This window comes from Rhodoferax sp. OV413, assembly GCF_900104385.1.
In the GTDB taxonomy this organism is placed as follows: domain Bacteria; phylum Pseudomonadota; class Gammaproteobacteria; order Burkholderiales; family Burkholderiaceae_C; genus Rhodoferax_B.
The window spans coordinates 1,442,055-1,457,176 of the sequence record NZ_FNJA01000001.1 but is presented as its reverse complement, the minus strand read 5'-3'; the positions used below and the strand labels follow the sequence as shown (position 1 = coordinate 1,457,176).

At 62.9% G+C, this 15,122-nt stretch carries 14 protein-coding genes; 7 read left to right on the top strand and 7 right to left on the bottom strand.

Features of this window, described 5'->3' with window-relative positions:
• Positions 1-3 precede the first annotated feature (3 nt).
• A complete protein-coding gene (gene hisF, locus BLT66_RS06700; RefSeq protein WP_092756806.1) occupies positions 4-783 on the top strand; it encodes an imidazole glycerol phosphate synthase subunit HisF in 780 nt (259 codons plus the stop codon).
• 67 nt (positions 784-850) lie between these two features.
• Here hisF and BLT66_RS06695 read toward each other — a convergent pair whose 3' ends face one another.
• Both BLT66_RS06695 and BLT66_RS06690 read right to left on the bottom strand, forming a co-directional pair.
• Positions 851-2,698, bottom strand: coding sequence for a diguanylate cyclase (locus BLT66_RS06695; RefSeq protein WP_092756805.1), 1,848 nt, complete (start codon positions 2,696-2,698; stop codon positions 851-853).
• A 112-nt stretch (positions 2,699-2,810) separates the two neighbouring features.
• Positions 2,811-3,728: a YicC/YloC family endoribonuclease gene (locus BLT66_RS06690; RefSeq protein WP_092756804.1), complete on the bottom strand. Its 918-nt coding sequence runs from the start codon at positions 3,726-3,728 to the stop codon at positions 2,811-2,813.
• A gap of 73 nt (positions 3,729-3,801) precedes the next feature.
• On the opposite strand from BLT66_RS06690, the gene BLT66_RS06685 reads away from it, so the two are divergent.
• From BLT66_RS06685 to BLT66_RS06660, 6 genes are all read left to right on the top strand, one after another.
• Complete coding sequence (locus BLT66_RS06685; RefSeq protein ID WP_092756803.1) at positions 3,802-4,809, top strand: serine/threonine protein kinase; 1,008 nt, start codon at positions 3,802-3,804, stop codon at positions 4,807-4,809.
• Positions 4,806-5,714 carry a PP2C family protein-serine/threonine phosphatase gene (locus tag BLT66_RS06680; RefSeq protein WP_092756802.1) on the top strand — a complete coding sequence of 303 codons (909 nt, stop codon included), beginning with the start codon at positions 4,806-4,808 and terminating at the stop codon, positions 5,712-5,714. Before BLT66_RS06685 ends, BLT66_RS06680 begins: the two co-directional genes overlap by 4 nt.
• Positions 5,715-5,775: 61 nt before the next feature.
• The gene (gene rph / locus BLT66_RS06675; RefSeq protein ID WP_092756801.1) at positions 5,776-6,504 is read left to right on the top strand and encodes a ribonuclease PH; all 729 of its coding nucleotides are present in this window, start codon (positions 5,776-5,778) and stop codon (positions 6,502-6,504) included.
• 44 nt (positions 6,505-6,548) lie between these two features.
• Entirely contained in the window at positions 6,549-7,148 is a 600-nt protein-coding gene (rdgB, locus tag BLT66_RS06670; RefSeq protein ID WP_092756800.1) for an RdgB/HAM1 family non-canonical purine NTP pyrophosphatase, read from the top strand.
• Positions 7,148-8,404: a radical SAM family heme chaperone HemW gene (gene hemW, locus BLT66_RS06665; RefSeq protein WP_092756799.1), complete on the top strand. Its 1,257-nt coding sequence runs from the start codon at positions 7,148-7,150 to the stop codon at positions 8,402-8,404. Before rdgB ends, hemW begins: the two co-directional genes overlap by 1 nt.
• A gap of 144 nt (positions 8,405-8,548) precedes the next feature.
• A complete protein-coding gene (locus tag BLT66_RS06660; RefSeq protein WP_092756798.1) occupies positions 8,549-9,835 on the top strand; it encodes an MFS transporter in 1,287 nt (428 codons plus the stop codon).
• Between the two features lie 16 nt (positions 9,836-9,851).
• Here the strand turns inward: BLT66_RS06660 and BLT66_RS06655 are convergent, their stop codons facing one another.
• The 5 genes from BLT66_RS06655 to BLT66_RS06635 form a co-directional block, all read right to left on the bottom strand.
• Positions 9,852-10,958 carry an acyltransferase family protein gene (locus tag BLT66_RS06655; protein ID WP_176954984.1) on the bottom strand — a complete coding sequence of 369 codons (1,107 nt, stop codon included), beginning with the start codon at positions 10,956-10,958 and terminating at the stop codon, positions 9,852-9,854.
• Between the two features lie 79 nt (positions 10,959-11,037).
• Positions 11,038-12,021, bottom strand: coding sequence for a glycosyltransferase family 2 protein (locus BLT66_RS06650; protein WP_092756796.1), 984 nt, complete (start codon positions 12,019-12,021; stop codon positions 11,038-11,040).
• Between the two features lie 18 nt (positions 12,022-12,039).
• A complete protein-coding gene (locus BLT66_RS06645; protein ID WP_176954983.1) occupies positions 12,040-12,396 on the bottom strand; it encodes a GtrA family protein in 357 nt (118 codons plus the stop codon).
• A 34-nt stretch (positions 12,397-12,430) separates the two neighbouring features.
• Positions 12,431-14,092 (bottom strand): 6-pyruvoyl-tetrahydropterin synthase-related protein, encoded by a 1,662-nt coding sequence (locus tag BLT66_RS06640; RefSeq protein WP_143029151.1) that lies wholly within the window; start codon positions 14,090-14,092, stop codon positions 12,431-12,433.
• Between the two features lie 163 nt (positions 14,093-14,255).
• A complete protein-coding gene (locus BLT66_RS06635; protein WP_092756793.1) occupies positions 14,256-15,107 on the bottom strand; it encodes a SirB1 family protein in 852 nt (283 codons plus the stop codon).
• Positions 15,108-15,122: the final 15 nt, after the last annotated feature.

The window sequence follows — 15,122 nt, the reverse complement described above, 5'->3', positions numbered from 1 at the left end:
TCCATGCTCGCCAAACGCATCATCCCCTGCCTGGACGTGACCGGAGGCCGGGTCGTCAAAGGCATCAACTTTGTCGAGCTGCGCGATGCCGGGGATCCGGTGGAGATTGCTGCCCGCTACAACGACCAGGGCGCCGACGAGCTGACCTTTCTGGACATCACCGCCACCAGCGACGGCCGGGACCTGATCCTGCACATCATCGAGGCCGTGGCTTCGCAGGTCTTTATCCCCTTGACTGTCGGCGGCGGCGTGCGCACCGTGGAAGACGTGCGCCGGCTGCTGAATTCCGGCGCCGACAAGGTGAGCTTCAACTCCGCCGCCATCAGCAACCCGGACGTGATTGACGCGGCATCGGCCAAGTACGGCGCCCAGGCCATCGTGGTGGCCATCGACGCCAAGCGCCGCAGTGCCGAGGACGCGGCCATCCGTGGCCCGGGCTGGGACGTGTACAGCCACGGCGGCCGTAAGAACATCGGCCTGGACGCCGTAGCCTGGGCCGCCGAGATGGCGCGCCGTGGCGCCGGCGAAATCCTGCTGACCAGCATGGACCGCGATGGCACCAAGTCGGGCTTCGACCTGGCCCTGACCCGGGCTGTGGCCGATGCGGTCAGCGTGCCGGTGATTGCCTCGGGCGGCGTTGGCAACCTCGACCATCTGGCCGACGGCGTGAGCCTGGGCGGTGCCGATGCGGTGCTGGCCGCCAGCATCTTCCACTACGGCGAATACACCGTGGGCCAGGCCAAAGCGCGCATGGCCGAGCGTGGCATTCCCGTCCGCTTGTAATTCAATAAAATACGGCCCTGGCGCATATCCCACCGGCGCGGGTAGCTATATTAACTGTAGCGTTGGTTTAAGCTAGTAGCGCCTGGTTCCGCCCTTGTGCCTTGGCCTGGTAGAGCGCTTTGTCGGCGCTGTGCAGCAGCAGCTCGGGCATTTGTCCTTCTTGTGGCAGCAGGGCCGCCACGCCGACGCTGGCGGTGACGCAGCCGAACTCCGACACCGCATGCGGCAAGGCCAGTGCCTGGATGTCGGCGCAGATGCGCTGGGCCAGCTGCAGCGCGCGGTGGCCGTCGGTGGCCGGGGTCACCAGCACGAATTCCTCGCCGCCGTAGCGCGCCACCAGATCGCTGGCGCGGCCGGCGTGGCTGGCCAAAATGCTGGCCACCTGGCGCAGGCAGTCGTCGCCGGCTTGGTGGCCGTAGTGGTCGTTGTATTTCTTGAACCAGTCCACGTCGAGGATGGCCAGGGCCAGCGGCTCGCCGGTGCGGGCGGCGCGGCGCCATTCGCGGGCCAGCACTTCATCGAAATGGCGCCGGTTGGCGATGCCGGTCAGGCCGTCGGTGGTGCTCAGGGCTTCGAGCTGGCGGTTCAGCAGCTGCAGCGCATCGGTGCGCTCGGCCACCCGGGCTTCGAGCAGGCGCTCGTGCGATTGCAGGTTGTGCAGCATCAGCTGCTGGGCGTCGAGCGCGGCCTGCTGGGCGGCGGCTTTTTCGCGCCGGATCAGGTTGAAGCGGTCCGCCAGGGCCAGGGCCATCAGCAGCATTTCTATGGCCGAGCCCAGCTGCAGCAGGTTCACGCTGAGCAGGTTGCTGGGCATCCAGCCCAGGGCCTTCAGGCCTGCCGCAATGCCGCCAAAACAGCCGATGGCGAAAGCCGCGACGAAGAAGTAGGCGGTGCGCTGGCGCCGGAACGCGCCGTACAGGCCCACGCCCAGAATCAGCAGCATGGTCAGGCTCCACAGCGCCACGGCGGGCTGGATGACGGCGTCGAAATAGGCCAGAAAAGCCAGCGGCGACAGCAGGAACAGCGCCACCAGCAGCCGGATGGCCCGGTCCAGCCGCGGCAGCATGGTGGCGGTGTTCAGCATCTGCCGCATGAAGACCAGGAAGATGCCGCAGGACCAGGAGAAGCCGACGCCGGTGGCGATGTTCGACCACAGCGGCGCGTCGCCCCACAGAAACTCCTTGGCCAGGCCGTTTTCTTCGGCCAGGGTCAGGGTGAAGCAGCTGGCGAACAGCACATACAGCAGGTACACGCGGTCGCGCAGCGCAAAGTACAGCAGCAGGTTGAACAGCACCATGGTCAGCGCCATGCCGAAGTACAAGGCCTGGGCGCTGTAGTCGTTGCGTTCGTAGGCGTGGAAGGCCGGTGGCGTCCAGAGCCGCGCTGGCACGATCAGGGGGCTGCTGGACTGCACCTGCAGGTATAGCCACTGGTCGGCATGGGCGGGCAGGGCGATAGGGAAGACGAAATAGCGGTTCGCATAGGCGCGCGTGGCAAACGGCAGCGCATTGCCGGTGGCCTGCGCCTGGTAGCCGCCGTCGGCCGCTGGCTGGTACAGCGTGAGCTGGGACAGGCGGGCGTAGCCGACCTCCAGCATGCGTTCGATGGGCTGGCCGCTGGGGTTCTGCAAGCGCAGGCGCAGCCAGTAGCGCGATTGGGAATGGCCGAGATTCAGCGCAGCACTGGCACTGGCCGGCGGCTGGAAGCGCTCGGCGATGCGGGCTTGCATGACATCGGCCAGGGCCAGGCTGTGGCCGGGGTCTTCCAGGATTGCCAGGCTGGGGCTGAGCGAGGCCATGGGTGCGTCCAGCAGCCGGGCATCCAGTGCCACGGGTTCTGCCGACGCGGGAGCGGCCCAGAGTGCCAGGCCGTACAGCAGCCACGCGCAGCGCAGCAGGAGGGATGTCAGTTTCATGGAGGGTGGGCACCGCGAATGCAGTGCCCGGTCAGCCGGGATTTGGGTTAAATCGGCATCCAGCGCTTATGGTTTAAGCGCAGATTGCTATACATAGTATAGCAATCGTGGCTTACTCGACGTTTTGCACCTGTTCGCGCATCTGCTCGATCAGCACCTTCATGTCCACGGAGATGCGGGTCAGCTCCAGGGCGGCCGATTTGGAACCCATGGTGTTGGCTTCGCGGTGCAGTTCCTGGATCAGGAAGTCCAGCCGTTTGCCGACTTCGCCCCCCTTTTTGAGGATGTTTTCCATCTCGTCCAGATGCGAGTGCAGGCGGGTCAGTTCCTCGGCCACGTCGATGCGGATGGCGAAGGCGGTGGCTTCGGTCAGCGCGCGGTCCTGCGCGGCTTCGGGCAGGGTGGCGCCATCGGCCAGGGCCATGGCTTCCTTCCAGCGCTCGATGAAGCGCTGGCGCTGCTGTTCTACCAGCTGGGGCACTAGCGGCAGGGCTTTGGCGGCCAGGCTGCGCAGCTGCTTCAGGTGGCCGACCAGCATCGTCGCCAGCCGGTCGCCTTCGCGCTGGCGGGCCGCGACCAGGGCTTTGAGCACGGTATCGGTCAGCGGCAGCACGTCTTCGGCCCAGTCGTGGGCTGGGGCTTGTTCGTTGCTGGCCAGGCGGATCACATCGGCTACGCTCAGCGGTGCAGCCTGGGGTAGCCAGGCCTTGACCGAGTCCTGCAGCGAGTTGACGCGCTGCATCAGGCGCGGCGAGGGGTCGGGCAGGGTATTGGAGCCGCTGCTTTCGATGGCGGCGCGCACTTCAACCTTGCCGCGCTTGAGCTGGGCCATGACCTTTTCGCGCAGCGCTGGCTCGTGGCTGCGCAGCTCGTCTGGCAGGCGGAATGACAGGTCCAGAAAACGGCTGTTGACGGAGCGGATCTCGATGCCCAGGCGGCGGTTGGCCGTGCTTTTGGACTCGGATTCCGGGCTGTTGGTGGCGCTGCTGTGCTGGGCACTGGCGTAGCCGGTCATGCTGTAAACTGGCATTAGAGGTACATATCGTTGCAATGGCCCGAGAATAACTGGTTCGCTTGCGGCGTTGCCCCACCCACCCAAATTTATGTCCAAGATCAAGCCGGCCACGCTTCCCCCTGGCACCGTAGTTGGTGGTTACCGTATCGTGCGGCGGCTGTCGTCCGGCGGCTTCGGCGTGGTGTACCTGGCCGGCGATACCTCGGGCGGGCAGGTGGCCATCAAGGAATACCTGCCCAGCTCGCTGGCCACCCGTGCCACGGGCGAGCTGCTGCCGCAGGTGCCACCCGAAAAGCTGTCGCTGTACCGACTGGGCCTGAAGAGTTTTTTTGAAGAAGGCCGTTCGCTGGCGCAGATTTCCCACCCGTCGGTGGTCAGCGTGCTGAATTTCTTCCGCGAGAACGAAACCGTCTACATGGTGATGAACTACCTGGAGGGCGCGACCCTGCAGGACTTCATCATCACCTCGCGCGACCTGCGCAAGCAAAAGGTTTTTCGCGAATCCACCATCCGCAGCCTGTTCGACGAGATCTTGCGCGGCCTGCGCATCGTGCACCAGCACAAGATGCTGCACCTGGACATCAAGCCGGCCAACATCTTCATCACCGACGACAACAAGGCGGTGCTGATCGACTTCGGCGCGGCCCGCGAAGTGCTGAACAAGGAAGGCAACTTCATCCGTCCCATGTACACCCCCGGCTTTGCCGCCCCCGAGATGTACCGGCGCGATGCCTCCATGGGTCCGTGGACCGACATCTACGCGATTGGCGCCTGCATTTATGCCTGCATGCAGGGCTATCCGCCGAACGAAGCCCCGCAGCGGGTGGAAAAAGACCGCATCACCCTGGCCTTGTCGCGGCTGCGCGGGGTGTACTCTGACAACCTGATCGAAGTGGTCGAATGGTGCATGTCCATCGACCCGCTGTCGCGCCCGCAGTCGGTGTTTGCGCTGCAAAAAGAACTCAGCCGCGAAGGCGAGCGCCGCTACACCAAGCTGACCGTGGCCGAAAAGCTGCGCCTGCAGTTCGACACCCTGGTGTCCGACACCAAGAAAAACGTGCGTGAAGCCACCGGCTTCGGAGCGCCCGCCAAGTGAAGTTTTCCGTATTCCAGGTAAGCCGCAAGGGCGGCCGCGAGAAAAACGAAGACCGCATGGGCTACTGCTACACCCGCGGCTCGGGTCTGTTCCTGCTGGCCGACGGCATGGGCGGCCACCCCCAGGGCGAGATTGCCGCCCAGGTGGCGCTGCAAACCATGTCGGCGCTGTACCAAAAGCAGGCCCGCCCCTTGTTGTCCCAGGTGGGCGCCTTCTTGGGCAGCGCACTGCTGGCGGCGCACGACCAGATCCTGCGCTATGCAGGCAAGCAAGGCATGCTGGACACCCCGCGCACCACCCTGGTGGCGACGGTGGTGCAGGGCAGCAGCGCAACCTGGGTGCACTGCGGCGATTCGCGACTCTACGTGGTGCGCGACGGCGTGCTGCTGACCCGCACCCGCGACCATTCCTACGCCGAACAGCACCGTGCCGAAGGCGGGCCACAGCTGGGCCATAACATCAACCGCAACGTGCTCTACACCTGCCTGGGTTCGCCGGTGAAGCCGGCCTTCGAGGTTGGCGGCCCCATCGTGCTGCACCAGGGCGACAAGATCATGCTGTGTTCAGATGGCCTGTGGGACAGCTTGAGCGACGAAGAAATCGTCAAGGGCCTGAGCTCCGGGCCGGTATCGCAGGCCGTGCCCGACCTGGTCGAGCAGGCCTTGCGCGTGGCCGGGGCCCGCAGCGACAACGTCACCGTGATGGCGCTGGAGTGGGAAACCCCGGACATGTTCGAGTCCACCCGTGGCATTTCCACCGACGCCATCCAGGATGGGGCGTTTGCCTCCTCGTTCCAGGCCGGCGGTACCGACAGCGGCATGGACGACCTGGACGATGCAGCCATCGAGCGCTCGATTGCCGAGATCAACGAAGCCATCCGCCGCACCGCCGCCAAGCGCACCTGAATTTCCGCGCCTGAATCGCTGCGTTCAGGCCCTGTGTTCCCCTATTTTTAAAGTCCAGACCATGACCGAATTCCTCCGCAATGGCGGCCGCGCCGCCCACCAGTTGCGCCCGGTGCGCATTACCCGCGGTTACACCATCCACGCCGAAGGCTCGGTGCTGATCGAGTTTGGCAACACCAAGGTGCTGTGCACCGCCTCCGTCGAAGAAAAGGTGCCCGGCCACAAAAAGGGCAGCGGTGAAGGCTGGGTCACGGCCGAATACGGCATGCTGCCGCGCGCCACCCATACCCGCAGCGACCGCGAGGCCGCACGTGGCAAGCAGAGTGGCCGCACGCAAGAAATCCAGCGCCTGATCGGCCGCTCGCTGCGCGCCGTGTTCGATCTGAAGAAGCTTGGCGAGCGCACCATCCACCTCGATTGCGATGTGCTCCAGGCCGACGGCGGCACCCGCACCGCCGCCATCACCGGCGCCTTTGTGGCGGCGCAGGATGCGGTCAACACCTTGCTGGCCAGCGGCAGACTCAGCGCCACGCCCATCACCCAGCCGGTGGCGGCGATTTCGGTCGGCATCGTCGGTGGTACGCCGCTGCTGGACCTGGAATACACCGAAGACTCGGCCTGCGACACCGACATGAATGTGGTGATGACCAGCGCCGGCCATTTCGTCGAAGTGCAGGGCACGGCCGAGGGCGTGGCCTTCACCCGCGCCGAGATGGACGCGCTGCTGGCCTTGGCTGAAAAAGGCATTGTCGAGCTGATGGCCCTGCAGCAGCAGTCGCTATCGAAATAAGAGCTGCTACCGCAGATGAAATAAGCGCTAGAGGCCTATTTTTTATGAAAATCGTATTGGCATCGAATAACGCCGGCAAGCTGTTCGAACTGCAGGCCCTGTTCGCGCCGTTGGGCCTGGAACTGGTGGCGCAAGGTGAACTCGGCATTCCCGAAGCCGCAGAACCGTTTCACACCTTTGTCGAAAACGCCCTTGCCAAGGCCCGCCATGCGGCCGAGCACAGCGGCCTGCCCGCCGTGGCCGACGATGCCGGCCTGTGCGTCGATGCCTTCGGCGGCCTGCCGGGTGTGCAGACGGCGTACTACGCCACCCAGTTCGGCTACCCCAAGGGCGACGACAACAATGTGCGTGCCTTGCTGGAGCAGATGCAACACATCGAGAACCGCCGCGCCGCGCTGGTCAGCACCCTGGTGGCCGTGCGCTCGCCACAGGACCCCGAGCCGCTGATCGCTGTCGGCCGCGCCGTGGGCGAGATCACCCGCGCGCCGCAGGGCGAGAACGGCTTTGGTTTCGACCCGGTGATGTTCCTGCCGCAGTTCGGCAAGACCTTTGCCGAGCTCAGCCCCGAGGTGAAGAACGCCAACAGCCACCGCGGCCAGTCGTCGCGCGCCATGCTGGCGCTGATACGTGAACGCTGGATGTGATGAAAGACCTGCAACACTACGTGCGCCCCGGCCTGCTGCAGCTGGCCGCGCTGCCGCCGCTGTCGCTGTACGTGCACCTGCCCTGGTGCCTGAAGAAGTGCCCGTACTGCGACTTCAACTCGCACGAGCTGCGGGCCGATGGTGCGCAGACTCTGCACCCGGCCGCCAGCCTGGCCGCGCCCGTGCCGACCAGCGAAGTGCCCGAGCAGCGCTATATCGACGCGCTGATGGCCGACCTGGAAGCGGCGCTGCCGCTGATTTGGGGCCGCACCGTGCACAGCATCTTCATTGGCGGCGGCACGCCCAGTCTGTTTTCGCCGCAGGCCATCGACCGGCTGATCGGCGACATCCGCGCTCGGCTCAAGCTGGAGCCGGACTGCGAAATCACCATGGAAGCCAACCCCGGCACCTTCGAGAAAAACCGCTTCCGCGCCTACCGCAGCGCCGGAGTGACGCGTTTGTCCGTCGGCGTGCAGAGCTTCAACGACACGCATCTGAAAGCCTTGGGCCGGGTCCACGACAGCGCCCAGGCGATTGCGGCGGTGGAGGAGGCGGCGCAGTCATTCGACACCTTCAACCTCGACATCATGTATGCGCTGCCCGGCCAGACGCTACAAGATTTAGAGCGGGATATGCAGACAGCGCTTGCGCTAGGGCCTAAACACATCAGTATTTACCAGCTGACCATCGAACCCAATACCTACTTCGCCAAGTTTCCGCCGCAGGTGCCCGAGGACGACCTGGGCTACGACATGCTGGACAAGATCACGGAGATGACCACGGCGGCCGGCATGCAGCGCTACGAGATCTCGGCCTACGCGCTGCCCGGCCATGCCTGCGTGCACAACCAGAACTACTGGCAGTTCGGCGACTACCTGGGGATTGGTGCGGGCGCGCACAGCAAGCTCAGCTTTGCCCACCGCATCGTGCGCCAGGTGCGCTTTCGCGAACCCAAGCTGTACATGGACAACGCGCTGGCCGGCAAGGCTGTGGCGCAGGACGACGACATCCCGCGCGCCGAGTTGCCGTTCGAGTACATGCTGAACGCGCTGCGCCTGCGCGAGGGTTTTGAGCTGCCCAAGTTCACCGAACGCACCGGCCTGCCGCTGACCAGCATCCAGAAAGGCCTGGCCGAGGGCGAGCGCAAAGGCTTGCTGGAGCGCGACGGTGTGCGGGTGCGGCCGACCGAGCGCGGCTTTGACTTTTTGAACGACTTGCAAGCGCTGTTTCTGGCCGACAAACCGGCTACCCGTTGACGCGGGCGCCCGGTGTGTAAAGCTGGGCGGTAAACAGGTAAAGAGTGGAACCCAGACCGGTTGGCGCCGGTCTTTACTGCGCCCAGGGCTATCTCCTGGTCTAAGCAGGCTATAGCCGTTCCCCACTGTTTACAACGTACAAAAATGACAGCTTCCACTGCACCGGCTCCCTCGAAGTTCGGCACGGTACTCCGTGTCACCAGCGGCAACTTCATGGAGATGTTCGACTTCTTTCTGTTCGGGTTCTACGCCACCTATATCGCCAAGACCTTCTTTCCGGCGGGGGACGAGTTCGCATCGCTGATGCTGACCTTTATGACTTTTGGCGCGGGTTTTTTGATGCGCCCGCTGGGCGCGATCTTTCTGGGGGCGTATGTGGACCGGGTAGGGCGCCGCCAGGGCCTGATCGTGACCCTGGCGCTGATGGCGCTGGGCACGGTGTTGATCGCCTGCGTGCCCGGTTTTGCCTCGATTGGCTACCTGGCGCCGGCGCTGGTGCTGACGGGCCGCTTGCTGCAGGGTTTCTCGGCGGGTGTCGAGCTGGGCGGGGTGTCGGTATATCTGGCCGAGATGGCTACCCCCGGCCGCAAAGGCTTTTATGTGAGCTGGCAGTCGGCCAGCCAGCAGGTGGCCATCATCGTGGCGGCGGCTTTGGGCTACGCGCTGAACGTGTGGCTCACGCCGCTGGAGATTGGCGCCTGGGGCTGGCGCATCCCTTTCCTGATTGGCTGCCTGATCGTGCCGGTGCTGTTTGTGCTGCGTAGGTCGCTGCAGGAGACGGAAGAGTTCAAGCAGCGTAAACACCGCCCGGATACGCGGGCGATCTTCCGCTCCATGCTGGACAACTGGGGCCTGGTGGTCTCGGGCATGATGCTGGTGGCGATGACGACCGTGTCGTTCTACCTGATCACGGTGTACACGCCCACGTTCGGCAAGAGCGTGCTGCATCTGAGCACCCCCGATGCCTTGGTCGTGACCTTGTGCGTGGGTATCTCCAATTTCATCTGGTTGCCGGTGATGGGCAGCTTGTCGGACCGCATCGGCCGCCGCCCGATCCTGCTGTTCTTCACCGTGCTGACCATCCTGACGGCTTACCCCGCCATGGCCTGGCTGACCGAGAACGCCAGCTTCTACAAGATGCTGTCGGTAGAGCTGTGGCTGTCCTTTTTATATGCCAGCTACAACGGCGCCATGGTGGTGGCGCTGACCGAGGTGATGCCGGTGGAGGTGCGTACGGTGGGCTTCTCGCTGGCGTACAGCCTGGCTACCGCGATTTTTGGCGGCTTCACGCCGGCGATTGCCACGGCCTTGATTGAATCCACCGGGAACAAGGCGGCACCTGCGCTGTGGATGTCATTCGCCGCCGCCTGCGGCTTGATTGCGACCCTGGTGTTGTACCGCAAGCGGCAGGTTCATCTGGCGGCTGCGTGAACACGTTCTTCCACGCTCAAGCGGGCTTTGCGGGTGCCTGGATTCGGCCTGTATAGCGCTGCAGCTGCTGGGTGATGGCTTTGCGCAACCGCGGGCGTATCCATTCGCCCAGCAGCCCGAAAGCCAGGGTGGACAGTACGGTGCAGCCGATGACGGCGGCGTAGTAGCCCCAGCCCGGTGTCTGGCGCCCCAGCACCGCGCCCCAGAAGTAGAGAAACGGGAAGTGGATGATGTACAGGGCGAAGGTCATGCCGCCGGCCTTGCCAATCGCTTTCGCGATGCCATGCGGCAACTGCGCAAGGTGGGGCGCTATCCTGCGGGCGGCCATGAAGTTCAGCATCACGATGGCGCCCAGCAGCCAGTCTGCGCCAAAGTAATGCGAGAAGGTCAGGTGCGTGTGCGTCCATTCGCCGACCAGTTGCAGCAGTACATCGCTGAAGGCCCGCATCAGGTCAAAGTAGTGGTACAGCCCAAATGCCAGTACCGACAGCACCCAGAGGGCAACGGCCAGTCCCAGCGGCCATTTGTCTTCGGCACGCCAGCGGTAGGCCACCACGCCGGCCAGCCAAACCGGGGCCATCAGCAGAATTTTGGGGCCGATGAAGAGGCTGACCGCGGCGATCCACAACCAGCGCTTGCTCGGGGCCGCAAACAGGTACAGGCCAAACAGTACGTAGTACCAGACCTCGTAGCTCAGCGACCAATACGGGACGTTGGAAAACGTCATGATCGATACGGCCCAGATTTCGCATACGAAGGCCAGACTGGCCGCAATACGAACCGGCCAATGGTCGTTGGGCACGGCGTTGGAAAAAAAAGCGAAGAATGCCGGCCGGCTGACCATGTCCAGTATGGGTGTCAGCAGCACCGCCAAGACAGAGAGTGAAAGGATGCGCGAGGCTCGACTGGCGATGTAGTCGTTGGCCGAATTTTCACGCCGCTCGGATATGAAGCTGATCACAAACCCCGAGAGCACAAAAAAAACCGTCACCGCCGAATGCGCATGGTCGGCCAGAGGCAGTTTTTCAGGGATCAGCCAGCGCAGATTGGAGTGCGCGTACACCACGAAGCAGGCCGCCAGAATGCGGATCAGGTCCAGGTAAACGGAAAAACTACTGTTCACTGGGGCTCCATAAAGAACGACTGCTGCACACGGGCTTTGTCGGGTACCGACGGTCTTTCGTCGGGCATCGGTTGATAGCTTACACGTGGAGCGTGGGCGATGCGACCTGCTGAGCCAGGAGTGCATGGTGCGACAGCACGACCTCGTCCAGCAAATACAGCGGCCGGCCTTTGGTCTCGTCAAACATGCGCCCCAGGTATTCGCCAATGATGCCGATGCCAATCAGCTGCACGCCACCCAGGAACAGCATCACCACCATCAGAGACGGATAGCCGGCAACAGGGTCGCCATGCATGATGGTTTTGTACAGGATGAACAGCGCATAGAGAAACGAGATACCTGCTGTCGCCAGGCCGATGTAAGACGTTACTTTGAGCGGCGCAATGCTGAAAGAGGTGATGCCGTCCAGGGCGAAGTTCCACAGCTTCCAGTAATTCCATTTGGTCTCACCGGCAAAACGGGCATCGCGTTTGTAGTCCACGGCTTTCTGGGGGAAACCGATCCAGGCGAACAAGCCTTTCATGAAGCGGTGCCGCTCGCGCAGCTCGCGCAGGGCCAGGATCGCCCGGTGGCTGAGCAGCCGGAAATCTCCCACGTCCGAGGGAATGGTGACACGGCCGACTTTTTTGATCACCCGGTAGAAGCCTGCAGCCGTGGCCTTTTTGAACCAGCTTTCACCGTCGCGGCTCAGGCGGCGGGCGAAGACCACGTCGAATCCTTCGCGCCAACCTTGCACCAGTTCAGGAATCAGCTCGGGCGGGTCTTGCAGGTCTGCATCGATCACGATGACCGCGTCGCCGTTGGCGGTATCCAGGCCGGCCGTCATGGCAATCTCCTTGCCGAAATTGCGGCTCAGATTGACGTAGCCGATGTGCGGATCTGCTTGTTGCAAGGCCTTGATCACTGCCAGCGTGCTGTCGGTGCTGCCGTCGTTCACCATGATGATTTCATAGCGGCCGCCCATGCCCTGCAGCACCTGGCTCAGGCGCTTGTGCAGCTCGGGCAATACTTCTTGTTCGTTGTAGGCGGGTACGACAACCGAGAGCAGAAAATCGTTGTTCATAGCTGTAGTCTGGAGTGTCTAGGTTGTAGTCGGCTTGAAGGCCCAGTACCGGCTGGCCAGGTAGTTCAGACCCAGGCAGACGCCGGTGGCCACGACTTGGGCCAGCAGATAGTGCAGCTTAAGACCTTTCGTCAGCGCATACATGATGGCCAGATTCAGCAGCATGCTGGTGAGCGCAATGGCGATGAAACGCGGCAAGGTGCGGCGATGCGGGAGATCGCTGGCAAAAGTCCACACATAGTTGAGGCCGTAGATCGTGGCGGCACCCGCCACTGCGCCACAGGTGGACGCCCATACCGGCTGTACCGCCCACTGGTTCACCAGCAGCCACAGCAGCGTGTAGTGCACCGCGGTGCCAATGGCTCCGCTATTCACAAACCGTAAAAACTGGCGCCACATATTCAAACGCTTACACCGCGCTTTTGAAGCGCTGCAGGTACAGGCTGAGCGTGATCATGCACAGGGCAATCAAGGCGCTCAGCGATAGGATGGCGCCGATTTTCTGGGCCGGTAGGCCTACCCAGACGGCTTCGACCACAGTGTCGCCCGGCGGGACTTGTACCGTGACCAGTCCGCTGGCCGGGTCTTTGGGTTGCGGTACGGCTTGTGGGCCGACGCGGATTTCCCACCCCGGATACCAGAGCAGCGGCAAGCGCAGGGATGCGGTGCGGGCTGTCGCATGGATAGCCCACATCTTGTGGTGTGTCAGGTCCAGCGTGGTGGCGCAAGCCAGCTTCTGCGCTTTGCATTCGGCTGCAAGGCCCCCGGCTTTGGCATAGCTGCTCCATGCGTCGCCGGCACCCGCAGGCTTCATCTCCGGCTGGCCCATGAATTTATCCCTTGGGATGGACAGGCTGGGAGCGCTTTGCGCTTCCTGGGAGAACTTGAATTCCAACAGGCCTTGCAAGCCCGCAGAGCCCAGCAATGCACAGACGACTGCGGCCATCGCCCATATGCGCCGGGGCGTGGCGAGCAGTAGGGGTGCCGCATATCCCAAACCGAAAAGACTGGTGATGCTGGCCACGCCGAGAAAGCGAATCGGAAACTGCAGGCGCCGCAATGTTTCAGAATGCTCCCACAATCCATAGCTGAGCTCGGAACCCAGTAGCAGTGCCAAGAGCGTGATCGCCGTGGCATCCACAGCCAGCCACCAGACACGCGTTTTTTGACTCCGTGTTTGCCAGATGGCGAAGATGCTGAATACCGTAATTGCCAGAGTCAAGGCGGGGATGGTCCATTGCAAGTGGAACCAGCGGAAACCTGTGGGCGGCAACGTGAAAAACTGGAAGAGAAAAGAGTTGCGCCAATCCAGATAAGTGGGCTGGTACCAACCCGAGGGCGAAATCAACTGCTGCGACGTCAGCGCTGGCAACAGGTACACGCCCGCTAGGCTGAGCCCCAATGCCACACCCAGGCCATCGCCGACCAGGGCACGGAGCCTGAGCTTGGGCGCTTCACGGGCTGCATGCAGCACAGCCACGGGGGCCGTCACCATCAGCACCATGAAAGCCATCAGAATGTGGGACGCAGCAAGCATGCCCACCGCCAAGGCCAGCAACACCATGCGTGCCAGCCCGGTCCGCAAAGCCCAGGCCACCATGTAGAGCACCAGCGCGTATATAGCGAAGTGCATCGGCAAGAATTGCTGGTAATGTGCCAAATGAAAACCATAGGGCGACAGTGCGACCAATACGCCCATCGCAAATGCAATGCTGGTATTGACGGCGCGGCTGAGTGAAATAAATGCAATTACCGCAGCGACGCTATTGGACAGCGCAGGAACCCACAGAATGGCACTCCATATATTGCCCGTGAGCTTGTGCACTGCCGCAGCAGAATAATAAAACAGGGGGTGGATATAAATAAATGTCGGATCACCCAGTCCGAGATTGCTCAGCGCCGCCCAGCGCGGGTAAATAATGCCTTCGCGCAGGGCTTCGATGAATTGCACCGTCCATTGGTAGTGGATGCGTAAATCAGGACCACTAATCGCTTTGGGTTCTAAAAGAACCACTGCATTTACTGCCAAACCCAGAAAGAAAATGAATAGTATTTGGAGGAATCTAGTCATTAATAACTGGGTTTATTTGAATTTTTAGGGCAAAAGATAAATCTTTACAGATGAAAAACATTGTAGCCAGAAGTTGTCTGCGCTAAATGGACCATTGCCTTTCGGTCGGAACCCAGGCGCGGTGCGATCCGGCCTACGCCGCGCGCTTGCGGCAACGGGGAGGTCAGTTTTTGGCCCGGCGCAGCAGGCTCAGGCGTTCGGAGATCGCGTCCAGGTCCAGGGCGTCTTGCGAGCAGATCAGGTACTTTTCCAGATCAGTCACCGCCAGGGCGCTGTGGCCCAGTGCGGCATGGGCCAGGCCGCGGTCGCGGTATTCGCTCCAGGCCTCAGGCAGCAACACGATCAGCCGGTTCAGCACCGAGACCAGCCGTGGCCAGTCGCTTTGCGCGGTATGGATATCTTTCAGGTTGCGCAGCATGCGCGCCACGATGTCGCGCGGCGGCGAGGATTGCAGGTACAGGCCCAGCGGCACTTCAAAATCATCCACCAGGGCGCTACGGCGGGTGTAGGGCTCCAGGCGTTCGCTCAGCTCTTCGCGGCTGAGCGACTGGCCGGTGAACGGGTCCATCACCACCTGGCCCTTGGGCAGGTTGACTTTGACCATGAAGTGGCCCGGAAAGCCCACGCCACGCACCACCAACCCTATGCCTTGGGCCAGCTCCATCCACAGCACGGCCAGCGAGATGGGGATGCCGCGGCGGGTGCGCAGCACGGCGTTCAGGTAGCTGTTGTCGGGGTCGTAGTAGTCGTTGACGTTGCCGCCGAAGTTCAGGTCGCGGTAGAAGAACTGGTTGAGGGCGCGCAGGCGCTGCAGCGGGGCGGCATCGCTGGGCAGGCGGCGCTTCATGCGTGCCTGCAGCTGGTCTACGTCGCCCAGCACCTGCTGCATGTCGAGCTCGGGGTATTCGTCTTGCGCCAGGCTGGCGACCGCTTCCAGCAGGGGGAAATGCTCGTCGCTCTGCACCAGGGTAGAGAAATACTCGAGAGCGGTGGGGGCTTCAAAGCGGATCTGCATAACGTGTTTGTAGTG

What these genes read in the sequence shown, in the direction of transcription:
- BLT66_RS06640 (WP_143029151.1), bottom strand. Translation starts at nt 14,092, where the DNA reads ATGACTAGATTCCTCCAAATACTATTCATTTTCTTTCTGGGTTTGGCA.
- BLT66_RS06690 (WP_092756804.1), bottom strand. Translation starts at nt 3,728, where the DNA reads ATGCCAGTTTACAGCATGACCGGCTACGCCAGTGCCCAGCACAGCAGC.
- BLT66_RS06685 (WP_092756803.1), top strand. Translation starts at nt 3,802, where the DNA reads ATGTCCAAGATCAAGCCGGCCACGCTTCCCCCTGGCACCGTAGTTGGT.
- hisF (WP_092756806.1), top strand. Translation starts at nt 4, where the DNA reads ATGCTCGCCAAACGCATCATCCCCTGCCTGGACGTGACCGGAGGCCGG.
- BLT66_RS06660 (WP_092756798.1), top strand. Translation starts at nt 8,549, where the DNA reads ATGACAGCTTCCACTGCACCGGCTCCCTCGAAGTTCGGCACGGTACTC.
- BLT66_RS06635 (WP_092756793.1), bottom strand. Translation starts at nt 15,107, where the DNA reads ATGCAGATCCGCTTTGAAGCCCCCACCGCTCTCGAGTATTTCTCTACC.
- BLT66_RS06695 (WP_092756805.1), bottom strand. Translation starts at nt 2,698, where the DNA reads ATGAAACTGACATCCCTCCTGCTGCGCTGCGCGTGGCTGCTGTACGGC.
- BLT66_RS06650 (WP_092756796.1), bottom strand. Translation starts at nt 12,021, where the DNA reads ATGAACAACGATTTTCTGCTCTCGGTTGTCGTACCCGCCTACAACGAA.
- hemW (WP_092756799.1), top strand. Translation starts at nt 7,148, where the DNA reads ATGAAAGACCTGCAACACTACGTGCGCCCCGGCCTGCTGCAGCTGGCC.
- rph (WP_092756801.1), top strand. Translation starts at nt 5,776, where the DNA reads ATGACCGAATTCCTCCGCAATGGCGGCCGCGCCGCCCACCAGTTGCGC.
- rdgB (WP_092756800.1), top strand. Translation starts at nt 6,549, where the DNA reads ATGAAAATCGTATTGGCATCGAATAACGCCGGCAAGCTGTTCGAACTG.